The following is a 20,217-nucleotide window of genomic DNA, read 5'->3' as shown; positions in this document are numbered from 1 at the left end:
ATGTCTCTAGCCAGTGTTTTCAACATTGCCGGTAGCGGCATGAGTGCCCAGACCACTCGCTTGAACACCGTCGCCTCGAACATCGCCAACGCCGAAACCGTCTCGTCGAGCATCGACCAGACCTACCGTGCACGGCACCCGGTATTCGCCACCATGTTCCAGGGTGGCCAGAGCGGTGGCAGCGACTCGCTGTTCCAGAACCAGGACGCGGCCGGTCAAGGCGTGCAAGTGCTGGGCGTGGTCGAGGACCAGAGCAACCTTGAGGCGCGCTACGAGCCGAACCATCCGGCGGCCGACGCTAAGGGCTACGTCTACTACCCGAACGTCAACGTGGTGGAAGAAATGGCTGACATGATTTCCGCGAGCCGTTCGTTCCAGACCAACGCCGAAATGATGAACACCGCCAAAACCATGATGCAGAAGGTCCTGACCCTCGGTCAGTGATAAGGGGCGACTCAGATGAGTGTTACCGATACCACCAGTGGCATTAGCCTCAAGGACATCCTGGCCAACTCCTCGATCAAGACCAGCACCACGACGGATGGCCTGACGTCGGCGACGAACAGCGCCACCGGCAAAAAGGCCCTGGGCAAGGACGCGTTCCTGCAGTTGCTGGTAACGCAACTGAAAAACCAGAACCCGCTGGAACCGCAGGACAACGGCGCGTTCGTCGCCCAGTTGGCCCAGTTCAGTAGCCTGGAAGGCATCACCACGCTTAACGACACCGTCAGTGGCCTGGCGAGCAATTACAACTCGTCCCAGGCATTGCAGGCGTCGTCGCTGGTCGGACGTTCGGTTATTGCACCGACCGACAAGGCGGTGGTCGATACCTCCAAGAGTTTCAGCGGCACCATTGCCGTACCGGCGTCGGTGGACCCGGTCAAGGTCAAGATCACCGATACCGATGGCAAGGTTGTCCGCACGATCGACCTGGCCAGCCAGAAAACCGGTACTTCCAGTTTCATCTGGGACGGCAAAAACGACGCCGGCGAAGTGGCCACGGCGGGTACCTATACCTTCGGCGCTACGGCGACCTACGACGGCAAGGCGACCTCGCTGGTGACGTACCTGCCGGCCACCGTCAACAGCGTGACCATCAGCCAGACCGGCGGTGAGTTGATGCTCAACCTGGCCGGGGCGGGCAGCATCGCCCTGTCCAAAGTACAAACTATTGGTATGTAGAGCCGACTAACACGGCACAAAGGAGTGGAATATGTCTTTCAATATCGGCCTTAGCGGTCTCTATGCAGCCAACAAACAACTGGACGTGACCGGCAACAACATCGCCAACGTCGCGACCACCGGTTTCAAATCGTCCCGTGCGGAATTCGAAGACGTTTACTCGGCCACCAAGCTGGGTACCGGCAGCAAAACCATCGGTAACGGCGTGCGCCTGTCCAACGTTTCCCAGCAGTTCACCCAGGGCGACGTCAGCAACACCGGCAACGTGCTGGACATGGGTATCAATGGTTCCGGTTTCTTCGTGCTGAGCGAGAACGGTTCGATGTCCTACACCCGTGCCGGTACGTTCAAGGTCGACAAGGACGGTTACGTCACCAATAGCGATGGCTCTGCGCGTCTGCAGGGTTATGGCGTGGATGCCAATGGCAAGATCCTCAATGGTGTTTTGACTGACCTGCGCATCGATACGTCGAACCTGGCGCCAAAAAACACCTCCACGGTTTCGTCGACGATCAACCTGAACTCCACAGCTCCCATCATCAACCAGACTACCAATCCGTTTGACCCGTCCAAGGAAGCGTCTTTCACCAAGCAGTTCAGTACCCCGATTTATGATACCCAGGGTAACCAGCACATCATGGATCAATACATGGTCAAGACTGCTGACAACACCTGGAAGACCTACACCCTGATCGAGGGTCGCAACCCGGATGGCAGCGATCCTACTCTTGCCGCTTCCCTTCCGGTCGCTTCGACCATGAACTTCGACAGCTCCGGCAAGCTGACTTCGGTCACCACACCGGTTGTTCCAGCGACCGTTCCGCCATCCGTGGTAACCAGCCCTGACCTGCAGGTCACTGGCTGGGTTCCGGGTACCGTGACCAATGGCGTGTGGAAAGCCAACGGCGCTGCCTCCGGCGTCGTTACGGTCTCCATGGACAAAACCACGCAGTACAACGCTGACACCGCGCGTTCGATTCCTTCGCAAAACGGCTACGCCACCGGCCAGATCACCAACCTGACCATCGATACCAGCGGTGTGATGCTCGCCAACTTCAGCAACAGCCAGACCAAGGCCATCGGTCAGATCTCGCTCGCCAGTTTCACCAACGAACAAGGTTTGCAGCCTGTAGGCGGCACCAGTTGGAAAGAAACCTATTCGTCGGGTATCCCGGGCTACGATGCGCCGAACACCGGTACCTTGGGCGAGATCCACTCCAACTCTCTGGAAGAGTCCAACGTCAACCTGACCAATGAACTGGTCGACCTGATCAAGGCGCAGAGCAACTACCAGGCGAACGCCAAGACCATCTCCACCCAGAGCACCATCATGCAGACCATCATTCAGATGACCTAATGCGGGTTGGCGGATAGCGCTGCACAAAGAGCCCCTCAATCGAGGGGCTTTTTTATGGCTGGCAAAAAGATCGCAGCCTCGTTTCACTCGACAGCTCCTACAGGAAATAGCGGTCCCCTGTAGGAGCTGTCGAGTGAAACGAGGCTGCGATCTTTTGATCTTGAAAGGCAGGCAAAAGAAAACCCCCGACAATCCAGAGGACTGTCGGGGGTTTCGGGTTACCGGCTCAGCTTATTGGCAAGCTTCGCAATCCGGCTCGTCGATGGCGCAAGCCTTCGGCACTGGAGCAGGGCCGGCAGGCGCTGCCAGGACCGAATCTTCACCGTGGTTGCCGCCGCTGGAAACAGCGTTCAGCTTGCCGGTGTTGATGGTCGACTTCTCGGTGCTGGTCGCGGCCAGGGCACGGAGGTAGTAAGTGGTTTTCAGACCACGGTACCAGGCCATGCGGTAGGTCACGTCCAGCTTCTTGCCCGATGCGCCAGCGATGTACAGGTTCAGCGACTGAGCCTGGTCGATCCACTTCTGGCGACGGCTTGCCGCGTCAACGATCCACTTGGTGTCCACTTCGAAGGCAGTCGCGTAGAGCTCTTTGAGTTCTTGCGGGATGCGCTCGATCTGTTGCACCGAACCGTCGTAGTACTTCAGGTCGTTGATCATGACCGAGTCCCACAGACCGCGAGCCTTCAGGTCGCGAACCAGGTACGGGTTGATCACGGTGAATTCGCCCGACAGGTTCGATTTCACGTAGAGGTTCTGGTAGGTCGGTTCGATCGACTGCGATACGCCAGTGATGTTGGCGATGGTCGCGGTCGGTGCGATGGCCATGATGTTGGAGTTACGAATGCCTTTCTGAACTCGGGCACGAACCGGTGCCCAGTCCAGGGATTCGTTCAGGTCAACGTCGATGTACTTCTGGCCACGTTGCTCGATCAGGATCTGTTGCGAATCCAGCGGCAGGATGCCTTTGGACCACAGCGAACCCTGGAACGTCTCGTAGGCGCCGCGCTCGTCGGCCAGGTCGCAGGAAGCCTGGATCGCGTAGTAGCTGACCGCTTCCATCGACTTGTCGGCGAACTCGACGGCAGCGTCGGAACCGTAAGGGATGTGCTGCAGGTACAGAGCGTCCTGGAAGCCCATGATGCCCAGACCGACCGGACGGTGCTTGAAGTTGGAGTTCTTCGCTTGTGGCACCGAGTAGTAGTTGATGTCGATAACGTTATCGAGCATGCGAACGGCGGTGTTCACGGTGCGTTCCAGCTTGGCGGTATCCAGCTTGCCGTTGGTGATGTGGTTCGGCAGGTTGATCGAGCCCAGGTTGCAAACGGCGATCTCGTCCTTGTTGGTGTTCAAGGTGATCTCGGTGCACAGGTTCGAGCTGTGAACCACGCCGACGTGCTGCTGCGGGCTGCGCAGGTTGCACGGGTCTTTGAAGGTCAGCCATGGGTGGCCGGTTTCAAACAGCATGGACAGCATTTTGCGCCACAGGTCTTTGGCCTGGATGGTCTTGAACAGCTTGATCTTGCCCGGGTACTCGGACAGGGCTTCGTAGTACTCGTAACGCTCTTCGAAGGCCTTGCCGGTCAGGTCGTGCAGGTCCGGTACTTCGGACGGCGAGAACAGGGTCCACTTGCCGTCATCGAAGACGCGCTTCATGAACAGGTCAGGGATCCAGTTGGCAGTGTTCATGTCGTGGGTACGACGACGATCATCACCGGTGTTCTTGCGCAGCTCGATGAACTCTTCGATGTCCATGTGCCAGGTTTCCAGGTAGGCACAGACAGCGCCTTTGCGCTTGCCACCCTGGTTAACGGCAACGGCGGTGTCGTTCACTACTTTCAGGAACGGAACAACGCCCTGGGATTTGCCGTTGGTGCCCTTGATGTACGAACCGAGTGCACGAACCGGGGTCCAGTCGTTGCCCAGGCCGCCCGCGAATTTCGACAACATGGCGTTGTCGTGGATCGCGTGATAGATGCCCGACAGGTCATCCGGCACGGTGGTCAGGTAGCAGCTCGACAGCTGTGGACGCAGGGTACCGGCGTTGAACAGGGTTGGGGTCGACGACATGTAGTCGAAAGACGACAACAGGTTGTAGAACTCGATCGCACGGTCTTCTTTGTTCTTCTCTTCGATCGCCAGGCCCATGGCCACGCGCATGAAGAAGATCTGCGGCAGTTCGAAGCGGATACCGTCCTTGTGGATGAAGTAACGGTCGTACAGGGTTTGCAGGCCCAGGTACGTGAACTGCTGATCGCGCTCGTGGTTGATCGCCTTGCCGAGTTTTTCCAGGTCGAAGGTGGCCAGGACCGGGTTCAGCAATTCGAATTCGATACCTTTGGCGATGTACGCAGGCAAGGCCTTGGCGTACAGGTCGACCATTTCGTGGTGGGTCGCGCTTTCGGCGACTTCCAGGAAGCTCAGGCCTTCGGCACGCAGGGTGTCCATCAGCAGGCGAGCGGTCACGAACGAGTAGTTCGGCTCACGCTCGACCAAGGTGCGGGCGGTCATCACCAGGGCGGTGTTGACGTCGGTCAGGGCCACACCGTCGTACAGGTTTTTCAGGGTTTCGCGCTGGATCAGGTCGCCGTCGACTTCTTCCAGGCCTTCGCACGCTTCGGTGACGATGGTGTTCAGGCGACCCATGTCCAGAGGAGCAAAGGTGCCATCGGCGCGGGTGATGCGGATCGACGGGTGAGCGTTGACCGCTTCTTCGGCCGGAGCGTGGGCGGCGCGTTCTTTCGAACGACCGTCACGGTAGATCACGTAGTCGCGCGCCACTTTCTGCTCGCCGGCACGCATCAGGGCCAGTTCGACCTGGTCCTGGATTTCTTCGATGTGGATGGTGCCGCCCGATGGCATGCGACGCTTGAAGGTCGCGGTGACTTGTTCGGTCAGACGGGCAACGGTGTCGTGGATTCGCGACGAAGCGGCAGCGGTGCCGCCCTCAACTGCGAGAAACGCTTTGGTGATAGCGACGGTGATTTTGTCATCGGTGTAAGGAACGACAGTGCCGTTACGCTTGATCACGCGCAGTTGGCCTGGCGCGGTGGCGGACAGATCCGAAGTCGAATCTGCGGCCTGCGGCAAGGTGCCCTGCGGGTTCTCGCGAGTTGTGTCGGTTTGCATGGGGGGTTGTCTCCACATTCTCTATGTTTGTTTGGGCACCATCACGGTGCCCACCGTTCCGTCCTGAAGCACTACAACCGGCGAGGGGCCGGGCATACCAACTTCGGGACAGATCAGGAAGGGGCAATTGGGGCGCCGCTTCCATGCCGAAGTCTTTGGTCCCAGGCCTTGAACCTGAAACCGGGATCCTTTTGGGTGACAGTAATTGACTGCAACACCCGTACCGTTAACGCCGTTTTCGGCTCAAAAACAGTAGCCATCCGCACGCGCGGTTTGGTCTTTCAAAAATACGTTTGGTTCAACCGGAAAGAGGCAATAAAAGCGCTTGAAATCGGTGTCCGGTTTGTGTTTGGTTTTTGGCGTAAAACCCTACATGTAGGGTTTTTTTTGCGCCGAGGTACAAGATAATGCGTTTTGGAGGGTGTTGCAACGTACTACCTGTGGATAAACCTGTGCGTAAATTGTGTGTGAAACGTAGAACGAGCGTGTAGGCCGCGACCTAGCTGGAGCGGACCGTTTTTCACTGATTTTCAATGATTGAAAACGGTCATTTGGATTTTTAAGGGCGCGAACCCTATCACAAAAATCCGCGTTGTCCGAACGCATTTACCGGCTTGTGTTCTCGGCGGGCGGCGTTTATACAATCGGCCAGTGCGTACGCATTCTTATCCTCCCCAATCATTACAAAAAGACGGGCGGATCCTTCCTTATTAGTGTTGTTGGCAAGCAGAGGTCACCGTGGAGCAAGAAGCCTGGCAGGTATTGATTGTCGAGGACGACCAGCGTCTGGCCGAACTGACCCGCGACTACCTGGAAGCCAATGGTCTGCGCGTATCCATCGAGGGCAACGGCGCCTTGGCCGCGGCACGGATCATCAAGGAGAAACCGGACCTGGTGATCCTCGACCTGATGTTGCCGGGCGAAGATGGCCTGAGCATCTGCCGCAAGGTTCGCGACAAGTATGACGGCCCGATCCTGATGCTCACCGCCCGCACCGACGACACCGATCAGATTCTCGGCCTGGACCTGGGCGCCGACGATTACGTGTGCAAACCGGTTCGCCCACGTCTGCTGCTGGCGCGCATCCAGGCCTTGTTGCGACGCAGTGAAACTCCTGAAGTGGCGCCGGAAAAACAACGGCGTCTGCAGTTCGGTCCGTTGGTGGTCGACAACGCATTGCGCGAAGCCTGGCTTAACGACAACGGCATCGAGTTGACCAGCGCAGAGTTTGACTTGCTCTGGCTGCTGGTCGCCAACGCCGGACGCATCCTGTCCCGGGAAGAGATTTTCACCGCGCTGCGTGGCATTGGCTATGACGGCCAGGACCGTTCCATCGACGTGCGCATCTCGCGCATTCGCCCGAAAATCGGCGATGACCCGGAGCATCCGCGGCTGATCAAGACCATCCGCAGCAAAGGTTATCTGTTCGTTCCGGAAGCCTGCACGCTGTGAACTCGATCTTCCTGCGCATTTATGGCGGCATGTGCGCGGCGCTGATTCTGGTCGCGGTACTCGGCGTGCTGGCCTTGCACCTGCTCAACCAAGTGCGCGGCGAGCAATACCGCGAACGCCTGGCCCACGGCACGTTCTCGTTGATGGCCGACAATCTGAACCCGATGAACGAAACCGAGCGCCACCGTGCCTTGCTGGTGTGGGAGCGGTTGCTGGGGATTCCGCTGGCGCTGAAGACCTTTGCCCAGACCGACCTTGACCTCACCCAGCGCACTCGTGTGCTGCGCGGTCAGGCGCTGGTGGAACAGACCGGTCCGCACGCGGCGAAGGTGTATCGACTGGTCAGCGACAAGGAACAGCTGGTGCTGACCGGCGAAGTCCAACAGATCAGCGAACAACTGGCCCGGGCGACTATTTACCTGTTGGCCGACGAACTGGTGCGCTACCCGGTGGCCGAGCAACCCGAGCGTCTGGCGCAGTTGAAGCGCGATAAAGGGTTTGGTTTCGACTTGCGGCTGGTGACGATCGAACAGGCGGACATGGATGAGGACCAGAGTCGCCGGGTGTCCGAGGGTGACACGGTGATGGCGCTGGGCAAGGGCGGCGATTCGATCCGGGTGTTTGCCGGCATGGTCGGTACGCCGTGGGTGCTGGAAATCGGCCCGTTGTATCAGATGAATCCTTATCCGCCGGAATGGCTGGTGCTGATCGCCGCCCTCGGTTTGAGCCTGATCGGTTTGATCGTCTATTTGTTGGTGCGCCAACTTGAGCGTCGTTTGCGTGGCCTGGAAGCGGCCGCCACGCGCATCGCCAAGGGCAGCCTGGAAACCCGCGTGCCGGCACGCGGCGCGGACTCGGTGGGACGGCTGGCTTCGGCGTTCAACGGCATGGCCGAGCACTTGCAGCAACTGTTGGCGATTCAGCGTGAGCTGGTGCGCGCCGTGTCTCATGAGCTGCGCACACCCGTGGCGCGGTTGCGTTTTGGCCTGGAAATGATCGGCTCGGCCACCACGCCGCAAGCGTTGGAAAAATACTGTGAAGGCATGGACCACGACATCGAGGATCTCGATCGACTGGTGGACGAGATGCTCACCTACGCACGATTGGAGCAGGGTTCGCCGGCGCTGAATTTTCAGCGGATCGATCTGGATGCGTTGGTCAATCAGGTGATCGAAGAACTGGCGCCGTTACGCGCCGAGGTCACGGTACAGCGCGGTTTGTGCCTGTCTGCCTCGGACAACGACGACGCCTGGGTCGAGGCCGAGCCGCGCTACCTGCACCGGGCATTGCAGAACCTGGTGAGCAACGCCATGCGCCACGCCCAATCACGGGTGACCGTCAGCTATCAGGTCGGGCAGCAGCGCTGTCGAGTGGATGTCGAGGATGACGGGCCGGGTGTGCCGGAAACGGCCTGGGAGAAGATTTTCACACCATTCCTGCGCCTCGATGACAGCCGTACCCGCGCCTCCGGTGGGCATGGGTTGGGGTTGTCCATCGTGCGGCGAATCATCCATTGGCATGATGGCCGGGCGTTGATCAGCAAGAGCAAAAGCCTGGGCGGGGCGTGTTTCAGCCTGAGCTGGCCGAGGAATCAGGAGAAGCGGTGAGGCTTGTGGTGAATGATGGACCGCCTTCGCGAGCAAGCCCGCTCCCACATTGGATCTATGTCTCACGCAAATCCCCTGTGGGAGCGGGCTTGCTCGCGAAGAGGCCGTCCCAGGCCCCACAAATGTCAGGCCTTGATGCTGACCAGACTCAACAACTGCCCATCAATGACCCCAAACTGCGCATCCAGCTCAGTGCCGTTACGCCATTCGCTGGACAGATCAGTCAGCAGCCGCAGCCGCACTTCACCGCTCTCGCTCCACTCCAGAACCTCGGCATGTTCAAAATAAAAGCGCTGCTGAACGATCGGATACAGCGCTTTGAACAGGCTTTCCTTCACCGAAAACGTCAGGGTCACCAGCATCGCCAGTTGATCGCGACGGCCAGCGGCCATGCGTTGCAACTCGGGCGGGGTGAGGATTTCCCCGGCCAGTCGCTCGGCCCGTTCAGGGTTGAGCAGGTTTTCCAGGTCCATCCCCAGGCCGCGCCAGTGGGTTTTCTTCGCGACAATCGCCGAGGCCCGGCCGGTGCTGTGGGTGATCGAGCCCGTGATGTGTGTCGGCCACACCGGTGCCCGGTCCTCGCCGATGGCCGGGATGAAGTTCAGCCCTTCCAACTGTTGCAACGCCGCCCGAGCGCAAACCCGCCCGGCGAGAAACTCCGCCTGACGCTTGGCGACCGAACGCTGGATGGTGGGCGGCGGCTCGATGGCGCTGCGCTGGAAATCATCGCTGGCCAGTTGCGAGGTATCGAAGTGAGTGCTCAACAGCACCGTATCGGGCAGCGCAAACGGCAGCGGCCAATGGGCATCGAGTGGAGTGCAGCAGACGGGGAGGGCGGGGGCGCGATTCATGTGGGGCATTTTGCCGGGTTGCTCTCAGGCTGGGTAGTCTTGACGTTAGACTGAGGTGTTGCCATTCGCGAGCAAGTCGGATCGCCGCACCGCCGCTCCCACATTGGATCTTCGTCGTGACACAAATCCAATGTGGGAGCGGCGGTGCGGCGATCCGACTTGCTCGCGAAGGCCGCGCCGCGGTCTACCTGATCAACCAAAAATCTTCTTGAAGAACGCCTGCATGTCCGCCCAGGATTTTTCATCCGCCGCTTTGTTGTAGCCAATGTCCGGCCCGCCATGATCGCCATGGCTCAACCGATCCGCATCAGGATTGCTGAACCCATGCTTGGCGCCCTCCAGGCTGACGAACTTATAGTCAGCCCCAGCCTTGTCCATCTCAGCCTTGAACGCTGCCACGTTATCCGGCGTGACCATGCTGTCCATCGCCCCATGTTCAACAAGGATTTTCGCTTTCACACTACCCGGCGCCGCAGGCGTCTTGGTCGCCAGCGCACCGTGAAAACTCACCACGCCCGCCAGCGGCAAACCCTGACGTGCCGCATTCAGCACCACGCCACCGCCGAAGCAATAACCGATAGCGGCGATTTTGTTCGGGTCGGTTTGCGGCTGTTTCTTCAGCAGATCGAGCCCGGCCTGAAAGCGCGCGCTCGCCGCGTCACTGTCTTTCAACGCTGCCTGCATGAAGGCCATGGCGTCCTTGGGATGCTCAGTGTTCTTGCCATCGCCATACATGTCGATGGCCAGCGCGCTGTAACCCAGACCGGCGAGATCACGGGCGCGGCGCTTGGTGTATTCGTTGAGCCCCCACCATTCGTGCACCACCACCACGCCAGGGCGTGCGCCTTTGATGGCGTCGTCATAGGCGAAGTAGCCGATCATCTTGGTGCCGTCAGCACTTTGATAGGGGATTTCCTGAGTCTTGATCGCGGCTTGGCTGAGCCCGCTCAAGGCCAGTAATACGAGGGCGAGGGAAATGCGCATCGTCGGATCTCCTGCAAAGAGTCATCAAAACAGCCGAGTCGATTTGATTCAGCTCAGGTTCAGAGTGCGTTCAGGGGGAGTTCAGGGCCGGGTGAGTAACCTTGCCCCGTACCCAAATAGCACATAGCGCATAAGGAACTCCCCTATGACTGGCTTCAAAAAACTGCTTCTGGCTTTCACTGTCCTGAGCGCGAGTACCGCGGCTTTCGCTTCCGACGACAATTTCGCCAGCCTTACTTTTGGACAGACCAGCGACAAAGTCAAAAAGTCCCATGCCCTGAATGACAATCTCAACCACCCGAACGCCGACGGCGTGATCGGCAAAGACAACACCTGGGGTGTGCGCCTGGGCCAGCAAAACAGCCAGGGCCGCTACTACGCGACTTACGACAACGTGTCGGGCTCGCACAATGGCATTAAACTGCGTCAGGAAAACCTCTTGGGCAGCTACGATCTGTTCTACCCGGTGGGCGGCAGCACCAAGCTGTTCGGCGGCGCCACGGCCGGTTTGACCAAAATGACTCAGGATTCCCCAGGCTTCAGCCGCGACAGCGACATCGGTTACGCCCTCGGCGGCCAATTGGGTGTCCTGCAACAGGTTTCGCAAAACACCTCGGTGGAACTGGGTTACCGTTATCTGCGCAGCAACGCCAGCACCGAGATGAGCGAGCGCGGTGGCAGCAAACAGGGTTCGCTGGACCTGACCAGCAGCGCCCAGACCTACCTGTCGGCGAACTACGCTTTCTGACAGGCATTGCCAGTCAGTTAAGCGCAATCCCTGTGGGAGCGGCGGTGCGGCGATCCGACTTGCTCGCGAAGACGGCAGCACAGTCGACATTGATGTCGCCTGACACACCGCTTTCGCGAGCAAGTCGGATCGCCGCACCGCCGCTCCCACAGGTTCTGCGCTTGACTGACTGGCGTCGCCCTGTCAGGCATAACTGTGCTGCTGGAGATAATGATTTGCGTAGGAGAGCGTTATGAAACTGCTGGTCGTCGAAGATGAAGCGCTGTTGCGCCATCACCTGCAAACCCGCCTGACGGACAGCGGCCACGTGGTCGAGTCCGTGGCCAATGCCGAAGAGGCGCTGTACCAGACCGGGCAGTACAACCATGACCTGGCGGTGATCGACCTCGGCCTGCCGGGCATGGGCGGGCTCGACCTGATCCGTCAACTGCGCTCGCGCGGCAAGACCTTCCCGATCCTGATCCTCACCGCACGCGGCAACTGGCAGGACAAGGTCGAAGGCCTCGCCGCTGGCGCCGACGATTACGTGGTCAAGCCGTTTCAGTTCGAAGAACTCGACGCGCGCCTGAATGCCTTGCTGCGCCGCTCCAGCGGTTTCACCCAATCGACCATCGTCGCCGGGCCGTTGCTGCTGGACCTCAATCGCAAACAGGCGTCCCTCGATGAACAACCGCTGGCGCTGACCGCTTACGAGTATCGGATCCTCGAGTACCTGATGCGGCATCACCAGCAAGTGGTGGCCAAGGACCGCTTGATGGAGCAGCTCTACCCGGACGACGACGAGCGCGATCCGAACGTGATCGAAGTGTTGGTCGGCCGTCTGCGCCGCAAGCTTGAAGGCCCGGCCGGTTTCAAACCGATCGATACCGTGCGTGGCCTCGGCTACCTGTTCAACGAGCGCTGCACTTGATTCGTTCCCTTCGCGTCCGTTTGATGCTCGCCGCCACGATCCTGGCGGTGTTGTTCATGCTGGCGTTGCTGCCAGCGATGCAGGGCGCGTTCAGCCTGGCGTTGCAGGACTCGATCGAACAACGCCTGGCGTCGGACGTCACCACGCTGATTTCCGCCGCCCGGGTGGAAAATAACACCCTGCAAATGCCGGCGCAGTTGCCCGACGAGCGCTTCAACCTGACCGACAGCCGTTTGCTCGGCTACATCTACGACCGCGAAGCTCACTTGGTGTGGCGCTCGAAAGCCACCCGCGAAGAGAAGATCAACTACAAACCGCGTTACGACGGACGCGGCAACGAGTTCGCCCGAATTCGCGAGGCCGACGGTCAGGAATTCTTCGTCTACGACGTCGAAGTCAAACTGCTCGGCGGCAAGAGCGCGGCGTTCAGCATCGTCGCGCTGCAACCGGTGCGTGAGTACGAAGCCACTCTCGAAGGCCTGCGGGAAAATCTCTACCTCGGATTCGGTGCCGCCTTGCTGGTGTTGCTCGCGTTGTTGTGGATCGGTTTGACTTGGGGCTTGCAGGCGTTGCGCCGGCTCAGTCAGGAACTGGACGAGATCGAAAGCGGCACCCGCGAAAGCCTCAGCGAACAACACCCGCGCGAACTGCTGCGCCTGACCGGCTCCCTCAACCGCTTGCTGCACAGCGAGCGCGAACAACGCAGCCGCTATCGCGATTCCCTCGACGACCTGGCCCACAGCCTGAAAACCCCGCTGACCGTGCTGCAAGGCGTCAGCGAAGACATGGCCCGGCGCCCGGCCGATCGCGATCAGGCCTGGGTGCTGCAAACCCAGATCGAACGCATGAGCCAGCAGATCAGCTATCAACTGCAACGCGCGAGCCTGCGCAAAAGCGGTCTGGTGCGCCATCAGGTCCGCCTGCGCCCGGTGCTGCAAAGCCTGTGCGATACGCTGGACAAGGTCTACCGCGACAAACGCGTGCGGGTTGCCTTCGATCTGCCGGAGCAGTGTTACGTGCCGATCGAGCAGGGCGCCTTGCTGGAAATGATGGGCAACCTGCTGGAAAACGCCTATCGCCTGTGCCTCGGCGAAGTACGCATCAGCGTGCGTGAAAGCCTTGCCGGGGTTGAGTTGTGTGTCGAGGATGACGGACCGGGCGTGCCACCGGATCAGCGAGCGCGGATTCTGCAAAGGGGAGAGCGGCTGGATCGCCAGCATCCGGGGCAGGGGATTGGGCTGGCGGTGGTGAAGGACATTATCGAAAGTTACAGCGCGAAGCTGACGCTGGGGGATTCGCCGATGGGCGGGGCGGCGTTCCGGATTCATTTTCCGGTGGTTTGACCCTGTCACCGATCATTCCCACGCAGAGCGTGGGAACGATCGTGGCGAAACTTAATTTTCCTGGGCGCGGTAAGCCCCAGGCGTCAACCCGGTCCACTTCTTGAACGCCCGATGAAACGCCGAAGGCTCGGAAAACCCCAACTGCTCGGCAATCTGCTGCAACGACAGATCCGCCCGCCCCAGGTGATAAATCGCGATGTCCCGCCGCAGTTGATCCTTCAACTCCTGAAAACTCGACCCTTCCTCCCGCAAATGCCGCCGCAAGGTCTGTGGGCTGATGTGCAAGTGCGCAGCCACCTCTTCCAGATCCGGCCAGCGTGAACTGTCGCGGCTGAGCAATCGGCGCAGCTGGCTGCTCAAACTGTCGCCGTCATCGGGACGCGACAACAGGTCGGCGGGGGAGTGTTCGAGGAAATGTTTAAGTGTCCGTTCGTCCTGCAACAACGGCATGTTCAAGTAGCGACTGTGAAACAGCAGACTGCTCTGCGCCGTGGAAAAGACCATGGTGCAGGGGAACAGCAGTTCGTATTCAGCGCCGTGCTCGGGTTTCGGGTAGCTGAACGTCGCCTGTTCCAGCCGAATGCGCTGGCCGATCAGCCAGCTGCCGAGTCGATGCCACACCATCAGCTGGCTCTCGGTGAGGAAGTGGTCCGGGTCGCGGAACTGCGAATCGTCGAGGCTCAGGCGAATCATGTGGTCTTCGCGGGTCAAGGTCAGACGCGGACCGTCAGGGAATAAGCTATAAAATAATAAGCCGCGATGCAGTGCTTTCTCCAGATTGCGGCAGTGGATCACCGCATGGCACATCATCGCGAAGCTGCCGGTTTTGCTCGGGACCGGCCCGAAGCCCAGGTATTCGTCGTCCAGTGCCAGCCACAGTCCCTGGATCAATCGGGTGAACTGTTCAGGCGCGATTCTCGCTCGCGGCTCTTCCAGCAACTCGGGGCTGATGCCCAGTTGTTGCAGCAGGATTGAATAGTCGTAACCCAGCCGGCGTGCGCCACCGAGGGCGGCACGGGCGAAATGACTGGCGATGGTGCGTTCGCGCATAGAAGGCAGGTCCGTCCATTGAACGGCGGATGGTAGCCGTGGAACCTGATGATGAACAAGGCGGATATCCGCCAATTTGTAGGACGAGGTCTGGTCGATGGGCGGAAATCCGCCACTTTGCCGTAACCGTTTGGTGACAAAGAAAAACCTGCAACCCTTGATGTCAAAAGGCTTGCTGGCGATTTGACGAAGGTGGCACGGGCCTTGCGATACAACCCGCAGATGCCTGCCGTTGTGCAGCTCGACAAAACAAATCCCTCCAGTGCAGGAGGGTTCGCAATTGAAGTGTCTTTGGCAACAGATGGATGTTGTCACCGGGCACTCTTGAGGAACTTTGCAATGACGACTCGTCAGCCACTGTACAAATCCCTGTATTTCCAGGTGATCGTTGCTATTGCCATCGGCATCCTGCTCGGTCACTTCTACCCGCAGACCGGTGTGGCCCTCAAGCCGCTGGGTGACGGGTTCATCAAACTGATCAAAATGATCATCGCCCCCATCATTTTCTGCACCGTCGTCAGCGGTATCGCGGGCATGCAGGACATGAAGTCGGTCGGCAAGACCGGCGGTTACGCGCTGCTCTACTTCGAAATCGTTTCGACCATCGCTTTGCTGGTGGGTCTGGTGGTGGTCAACATTGTGCAGCCGGGTGCCGGCATGCACATCGACGTCGCTACGCTGGATGCCTCCAAAGTCGCTGCTTATGTGGCGGCCGGTGCTGATCAAAGCGTTGTTGGCTTCCTGTTGAACGTGATCCCGTCCACCATCGTCGGCGCGTTCGCCACAGGCGATATCCTGCAAGTGCTGATGTTCTCGGTGATCTTCGGTTTCGCCCTGCATCGCCTGGGTGCCTACGGCAAGCCGATCCTGGACTTCATCGATCGCTTCGCCCACGTGATGTTCAACATCATCAACATGATCATGAAGCTCGCGCCACTGGGTGCCTTCGGTGCCATGGCCTTTACTATCGGTGCCTACGGTGTTGGCTCGCTGGTGCAACTGGGTCAATTGATGGCGTGCTTCTACATCACCTGCCTGGTGTTCGTGCTGGTGGTGCTGGGCGCTATCGCTCGCGCTCACGGCTTCAGCGTGCTGAAAGTGATCCGCTACATCCGTGAAGAGCTGCTGATCGTGCTGGGTACTTCTTCTTCGGAATCGGTACTGCCACGCATGCTGATCAAGATGGAACGTCTGGGCGCGCAGAAATCCGTTGTGGGTCTGGTGATCCCGACCGGTTACTCGTTCAACCTCGACGGTACGGCGATCTACCTGACCATGGCGGCGGTGTTCATTGCTCAGGCAACCGACACCCACATGGACATCACTCACCAGATCACCCTGCTGGTGGTGTTGCTGCTGTCCTCCAAAGGCGCCGCCGGTGTGACCGGTAGTGGCTTCATCGTGTTGGCGGCTACCCTGTCCGCCGTTGGCCACCTGCCGGTTGCCGGCCTGGCGTTGATCCTCGGTATCGACCGCTTCATGTCCGAAGCCCGTGCCCTGACCAACCTGGTCGGTAACGCTGTTGCCACCCTGGTCGTGGCCAAGTGGGTCAAGGAACTGGACGTTGACGTGATGCACGCTGAACTGGCTTCTGGTGGTCGCGGCATCTCCGACGAGCCTAAAGACGATGTTCTGGGCCACGTCGAAGGGGCAACCCCAAGCAACGTCAAGTAAGACGGCTGCACTGAAAAAACCCGCTTCGGCGGGTTTTTTCATGCCTGGGATTTGAGCGCAACGGTCAGCGCATCTGACGCATAAGGTGATTGCTGCAATGCCGTCGGCTGCCTAGTCTGGGAACATCGTTTACGGAGAACGCCCATGCTCGGTCCACTGGCATCACTCAAGGTTCTGGATTTCTCGACACTGCTGCCGGGGCCGTTTGCCTCGTTGTTGCTGGCAGACATGGGCGCCGAGGTGCTGCGCATCGAATCGCCAACGCGCATGGACCTGCTGCGGGTCTTGCCGCCTCACGATCAGGGCGTCTCCGCCAGTCACGCCTACCTCAATCGCAACAAGCGCAGCCTTGCGCTGGACCTCAAGCAGCCTGAGGCGCTGGAGGTGGTCAAGCAGTTGCTGCAGGACTACGACATCGTGCTGGAGCAGTTCCGCCCCGGCGTGATGGAACGATTGGGCCTGGGTTATGAAGCCTTGAAGGCGATCAATCCGAAACTGATCTACGTGTCGATTACCGGTTACGGCCAGACCGGTCCCTACAAGGACCGCGCCGGCCACGACATCAACTACCTGGCCCTGGCGGGGCTGGCGAGCTACACCGGCCACGCCGACAGCGGGCCGTTGCCGTTGGGCATGCAAGTAGCGGATATCGCCGGTGGCTCGTTGCACGGGGTGATCGGGCTGCTGGCGGCGGTCATCGCCCGGCAGCAAACCGGGCAGGGGCAGCATCTGGATGTGAGCATGACCGACTGCGTGTTCAGCCTGAACGCCATGGCCGGCGCCGGGTATCTGGCCTGTGGCGTGGAGCCGGGAAGGGAGGATCAGATGCTCAACGGTGGCAGTTTCTATGACTATTACCGTTCCCGCGATGGGCGCTGGTTCTCGGTGGGCAGTCTGGAGCCCGCGTTCATGAAACAACTGTGTGCGGCGCTGGGGCTGGAGGAGCTGGAAACCTTGGGGTTATCGCCGGAACCGGCCTTGCAAAAGGCGCTGAAGAACGCGCTGAGGATTGAGTTCGAAACCCGCGATTTCGCCGAGTTGTGCGCGTTGTTTGCCACGTTGGATGCGTGTGTCGAGCCGGTATTGAGTTTGGGCGAAGCGGTGCGCCATCCGCAGTTGAAGGCGCGGGCGCTGGTGACCGAAGTGCCGCGTGGCGACGGGACGACTCAGGCGCAGATGGCGTGTCCGTTGAAGTTTTCGCAAGGCTTGCCCGAGCCGCGGCATATCGGCGCGGCCATAGGACAGCATACGGATCAGGTGTTGGGGGAGTTGGGGTACAGCGCTGAGCGTATCGAAGAACTGCGGCGTGCCAGGGTGGTTGTGTAGGGGATGTCAGGGCCCCTTCGCGAGCAAGCCCGCTCCCACACTGGATATATGTCAAACCGAAGATCCCCTGTGGGAGCGGGCTTGCTCGCGAAGAGGCCGGCACAAACACAGAAAATTTAACTACTCGACCCGCATTTCCCCACTGAACACCAACGTGCTCCGGCACCGTCGACACAAATACCGCCGCCCCTGTCTCACCAAACCATGGCGCTGGGCTGAAAACGGAAAGTCACTGTCCACACACGGGCATTTGTAGATGTAGCGGGTCACGCTACGGCGTTTGACGTCATAGGTGTGGCAGCGATTGGGCGGCAGTTCGTACACGCCGCGCATGATCAGTTGCCACTCTTCGCCATGCGGCTGAATGCGGTTGCCGAACAGTTGATGGGCGATCAGGTGCGCTACCTCGTGGGCCACGGTCTGCTTGAGGAAGTCTTCGGTGTTTTCCCGGTACAGCTGCGGATTGAAGCGCAGCAGGTTCTCGTGCAAATGCGCGACACCGGCTTTTTGCCCGCGCAGCTTGAGGCTCACCACGGGGCGTTTGAAAGGTCGTTTGAAAAAGGATTCAGCTAGTTGGTAACAGTCTTCGACGCGGGTATTGAGTTGCTCGGGCATGCTTGATGGATCTCCAGAGACGTCGAGTATGCCGCAACCCTCGAGAGTTGCGAATCGCCGAGGCGCCGAATGGTCGTCACCGTTTCCTATCCTTGAGCATTAGAAGGCCGCCTTGCGGCGGCCTGTGTTGGCAGATCTTGTTTTTGGGTGATGTGTTGCTAATTGGTGTAGACCGGCCCCACGCCGAGTCCCCAGACAATTACCGTGAACGCCATGATGGCGACCAACACCACCAGGCCTACAGCAAGCACCGAACTCGAAAACAGAAATCCCTCGTCTGATGGAATGTTCATGAAAGTGGGTAGCCCCACATACAGCAGGTACACCGTGTAGCAGATGGCCGCGGTGCCGACGATCATCCCAAGCCACATGTGTGGGTACAGCGCCGCCAGACCGCCGATGAACAGCGGCGTCGCGGTATAGGTCGCAAATGCAACGCAGCGTGCCAGGCTCGGGTTTGCGTCATAGGTGCGGGCCATCCAGTGGATGAACGCGCCCATTACCGCCACACCGCCGAGCATCGCCAGGTACGACATGACCGTCATCCATATCGCGCTTTCCACCGTCAGCATCACCGGTGCGCGACTGCCAATGACCCAGCCGACCTGTGTGGTGCCGATAAACGCCGACACCGCAGGGATCGCCGCCAGAATCAGCGTGTGAGTGAGATACATGTGGCTGATGCTTTCCTCCTGATCGCCACGAATCTCTTTCCATTCTTGGTCAGGGTGGGTGAAGAGCCCCACTACGTGATGGATCATGCCAGTCACTCCTCTTGTTTTTACCGTCGCCCCCCAGTGGAGCGCCTACGGGCCAAAGTGGCCGAGTAAGGAAAGGTCTGGATATGTGTGCGACCTTATGTCGCAGTATAGAAAGGTCTTAACGGCGCAGGTTGCAGGGCTTTAGAGCAAATTGCGCTGTAAACCCCTGGCTTAATCGCGGTTATGACTTGTAGGAGCTGCCGCAGGCTGCGATCTTTTGATCTACCGGCGATTTGCGTAAAATGCCGGCCTTTCGTCACACCTCACGGATTTCGCGTCATGGGCACTCTTACGGTCAACCAGAACAAACTGCAAAAGCGCCTTCGCCGCCAGGCCGGTGAGGCTGTTGCCGATTTCAACATGATTGAAGACGGCGACAAGGTCATGGTCTGCCTGTCCGGTGGCAAGGACAGCTACACCATGCTCGACGTGCTGATGCACTTTCAGAAGGTCGCTCCGATCAAGTTCGAGATCGTGGCCGTGAACATGGACCAGAAGCAGCCAGGTTTTCCTGAGCACGTGCTGCCGGCTTACCTCAAAGAGCTGGGCATCGAGTATCACATCGTCGAGAAAGACACCTATTCGGTGGTCAAGGAGCTGATCCCGGAAGGTAAAACCACCTGTTCGCTGTGCTCGCGCCTGCGTCGCGGCACGCTCTATACCTTTGCCGACGAAATCGGCGCGACCAAGATGGCCCTCGGTCATCACCGCGACGACATCGTCGAGACCTTTTTCCTGAACATGTTTTTCAACGGTTCGCTCAAAGCCATGCCGCCGAAGCTGCGCGCCGACGATGGCCGCAACGTGGTGATCCGCCCGCTGGCCTACTGCAACGAAAAAGACATTCAGGCCTACGCAGACTTCAAGCAATTCCCGATCATCCCGTGCAACCTCTGCGGTTCCCAGGAAAACCTGCAACGTCAGGTGGTCAAGGACATGCTTCAGGAGTGGGAACGCAAGACGCCGGGCCGCACCGAAAGCATTTTCCGCAGCTTGCAGAACGTGATCCCGTCGCAGCTGGCGGACCGTAATCTGTTCGACTTCACCAGTTTGAAGATCGACGAAACCGCGGTCTCGCGCTTTGTCAACGTAGTAAACCTCTGACACAAATTGTGTGGGAGCGGGCTTGCTCGCGAATGCGTAGTGTCATTCAACATTGATGTCGACTGACACTACGCATTCGCGAGCAAGCCCGCTCCCACAGGTTTTTCATTTCATTTTTTAGGAAAGG

17 protein-coding genes are annotated in these 20,217 nt (G+C 59.4%); 11 read left to right on the top strand and 6 right to left on the bottom strand.

Going from position 1 to position 20,217, the window contains the following annotated elements; genetic code table 11:
• The 3 genes from flgC to flgE are packed head-to-tail and all read left to right on the top strand — an operon-like array spanning position 1 to position 2,539.
• A complete protein-coding gene (gene flgC / locus ASC74_RS19535; RefSeq protein ID WP_046046514.1) occupies positions 1 to 444 on the top strand; it encodes a flagellar basal body rod protein FlgC in 444 nt (147 codons plus the stop codon).
• A gap of 15 nt (positions 445 to 459) precedes the next feature.
• Positions 460 to 1,182 carry a flagellar hook assembly protein FlgD gene (gene flgD, locus ASC74_RS19530; RefSeq protein WP_056743314.1) on the top strand — a complete coding sequence of 241 codons (723 nt, stop codon included), beginning with the start codon at positions 460 to 462 and terminating at the stop codon, positions 1,180 to 1,182.
• A gap of 31 nt (positions 1,183 to 1,213) precedes the next feature.
• Positions 1,214 to 2,539, top strand: coding sequence for a flagellar hook protein FlgE (gene flgE / locus ASC74_RS19525; protein ID WP_056743312.1), 1,326 nt, complete (start codon positions 1,214 to 1,216; stop codon positions 2,537 to 2,539).
• 231 nt (positions 2,540 to 2,770) lie between these two features.
• Here flgE and ASC74_RS19520 read toward each other — a convergent pair whose 3' ends face one another.
• Entirely contained in the window at positions 2,771 to 5,665 is a 2,895-nt protein-coding gene (locus ASC74_RS19520; protein ID WP_056743310.1) for a ribonucleoside-diphosphate reductase subunit alpha, read from the bottom strand.
• 738 nt (positions 5,666 to 6,403) lie between these two features.
• Between ASC74_RS19520 and ASC74_RS19515 the strand changes: the two genes are divergently transcribed.
• Positions 6,404 to 7,117, top strand: coding sequence for a response regulator (locus ASC74_RS19515; RefSeq protein WP_046046510.1), 714 nt, complete (start codon positions 6,404 to 6,406; stop codon positions 7,115 to 7,117).
• The gene (locus ASC74_RS19510; protein WP_056743308.1) at positions 7,114 to 8,724 is read left to right on the top strand and encodes an ATP-binding protein; all 1,611 of its coding nucleotides are present in this window, start codon (positions 7,114 to 7,116) and stop codon (positions 8,722 to 8,724) included. Before ASC74_RS19515 ends, ASC74_RS19510 begins: the two co-directional genes overlap by 4 nt.
• Before the next feature lie 125 nt (positions 8,725 to 8,849).
• On the opposite strand, the gene ASC74_RS19505 is transcribed toward ASC74_RS19510, so the two are convergent.
• Both ASC74_RS19505 and ASC74_RS19500 read right to left on the bottom strand, forming a co-directional pair.
• Positions 8,850 to 9,575 carry a 4'-phosphopantetheinyl transferase family protein gene (locus tag ASC74_RS19505; RefSeq protein ID WP_201784096.1) on the bottom strand — a complete coding sequence of 242 codons (726 nt, stop codon included), beginning with the start codon at positions 9,573 to 9,575 and terminating at the stop codon, positions 8,850 to 8,852.
• 192 nt (positions 9,576 to 9,767) lie between these two features.
• Complete coding sequence (locus ASC74_RS19500; protein ID WP_056743303.1) at positions 9,768 to 10,559, bottom strand: dienelactone hydrolase family protein; 792 nt, start codon at positions 10,557 to 10,559, stop codon at positions 9,768 to 9,770.
• A gap of 145 nt (positions 10,560 to 10,704) precedes the next feature.
• Here ASC74_RS19500 and ASC74_RS19495 point away from each other — a divergent pair, with 145 nt between their 5' ends.
• The 3 genes from ASC74_RS19495 (at position 10,705) to ASC74_RS19485 (ending at position 13,560) form a co-directional block, all read left to right on the top strand.
• The gene (locus tag ASC74_RS19495; RefSeq protein ID WP_056743301.1) at positions 10,705 to 11,307 is read left to right on the top strand and encodes a hypothetical protein; all 603 of its coding nucleotides are present in this window, start codon (positions 10,705 to 10,707) and stop codon (positions 11,305 to 11,307) included.
• 232 nt (positions 11,308 to 11,539) lie between these two features.
• Positions 11,540 to 12,217 carry a response regulator gene (locus ASC74_RS19490; RefSeq protein WP_056743299.1) on the top strand — a complete coding sequence of 226 codons (678 nt, stop codon included), beginning with the start codon at positions 11,540 to 11,542 and terminating at the stop codon, positions 12,215 to 12,217.
• The gene (locus tag ASC74_RS19485) at positions 12,214 to 13,560 is read left to right on the top strand and encodes an ATP-binding protein (RefSeq protein ID WP_056743297.1); all 1,347 of its coding nucleotides are present in this window, start codon (positions 12,214 to 12,216) and stop codon (positions 13,558 to 13,560) included. Before ASC74_RS19490 ends, ASC74_RS19485 begins: the two co-directional genes overlap by 4 nt.
• Positions 13,561 to 13,611: 51 nt before the next feature.
• On the opposite strand, the gene ASC74_RS19480 is transcribed toward ASC74_RS19485, so the two are convergent.
• The gene (locus tag ASC74_RS19480; RefSeq protein WP_056743295.1) at positions 13,612 to 14,610 is read right to left on the bottom strand and encodes an AraC family transcriptional regulator; all 999 of its coding nucleotides are present in this window, start codon (positions 14,608 to 14,610) and stop codon (positions 13,612 to 13,614) included.
• Positions 14,611 to 14,949: 339 nt separating this feature from the next.
• On the opposite strand from ASC74_RS19480, the gene ASC74_RS19475 reads away from it, so the two are divergent.
• Positions 14,950 to 16,284, top strand: coding sequence for a dicarboxylate/amino acid:cation symporter (locus tag ASC74_RS19475; RefSeq protein WP_056743293.1), 1,335 nt, complete (start codon positions 14,950 to 14,952; stop codon positions 16,282 to 16,284).
• A 144-nt stretch (positions 16,285 to 16,428) separates the two neighbouring features.
• Positions 16,429 to 17,610 (top strand): CaiB/BaiF CoA transferase family protein, encoded by a 1,182-nt coding sequence (locus ASC74_RS19470; protein WP_056743292.1) that lies wholly within the window; start codon positions 16,429 to 16,431, stop codon positions 17,608 to 17,610.
• A 120-nt stretch (positions 17,611 to 17,730) separates the two neighbouring features.
• Here ASC74_RS19470 and ASC74_RS19465 read toward each other — a convergent pair whose 3' ends face one another.
• Together ASC74_RS19465 and ASC74_RS19460 are read right to left on the bottom strand one after the other, a co-directional pair.
• The gene (locus tag ASC74_RS19465) at positions 17,731 to 18,225 is read right to left on the bottom strand and encodes a SprT family zinc-dependent metalloprotease (RefSeq protein WP_056743290.1); all 495 of its coding nucleotides are present in this window, start codon (positions 18,223 to 18,225) and stop codon (positions 17,731 to 17,733) included.
• Between the two features lie 158 nt (positions 18,226 to 18,383).
• Entirely contained in the window at positions 18,384 to 18,986 is a 603-nt protein-coding gene (locus ASC74_RS19460; protein WP_008147981.1) for a Yip1 family protein, read from the bottom strand.
• A 279-nt stretch (positions 18,987 to 19,265) separates the two neighbouring features.
• Here ASC74_RS19460 and ttcA point away from each other — a divergent pair, with 279 nt between their 5' ends.
• The gene (ttcA, locus tag ASC74_RS19455; protein WP_056743287.1) at positions 19,266 to 20,090 is read left to right on the top strand and encodes a tRNA 2-thiocytidine(32) synthetase TtcA; all 825 of its coding nucleotides are present in this window, start codon (positions 19,266 to 19,268) and stop codon (positions 20,088 to 20,090) included.
• The last annotated feature ends 127 nt before the right edge of the window (positions 20,091 to 20,217 follow it).

Source organism: Pseudomonas sp. Root329 (genome assembly GCF_001424925.1).
GTDB lineage: Bacteria > Pseudomonadota > Gammaproteobacteria > Pseudomonadales > Pseudomonadaceae > Aquipseudomonas > Aquipseudomonas arabinosi.
This window is presented reverse-complemented; position numbering and strand designations above follow the sequence as displayed.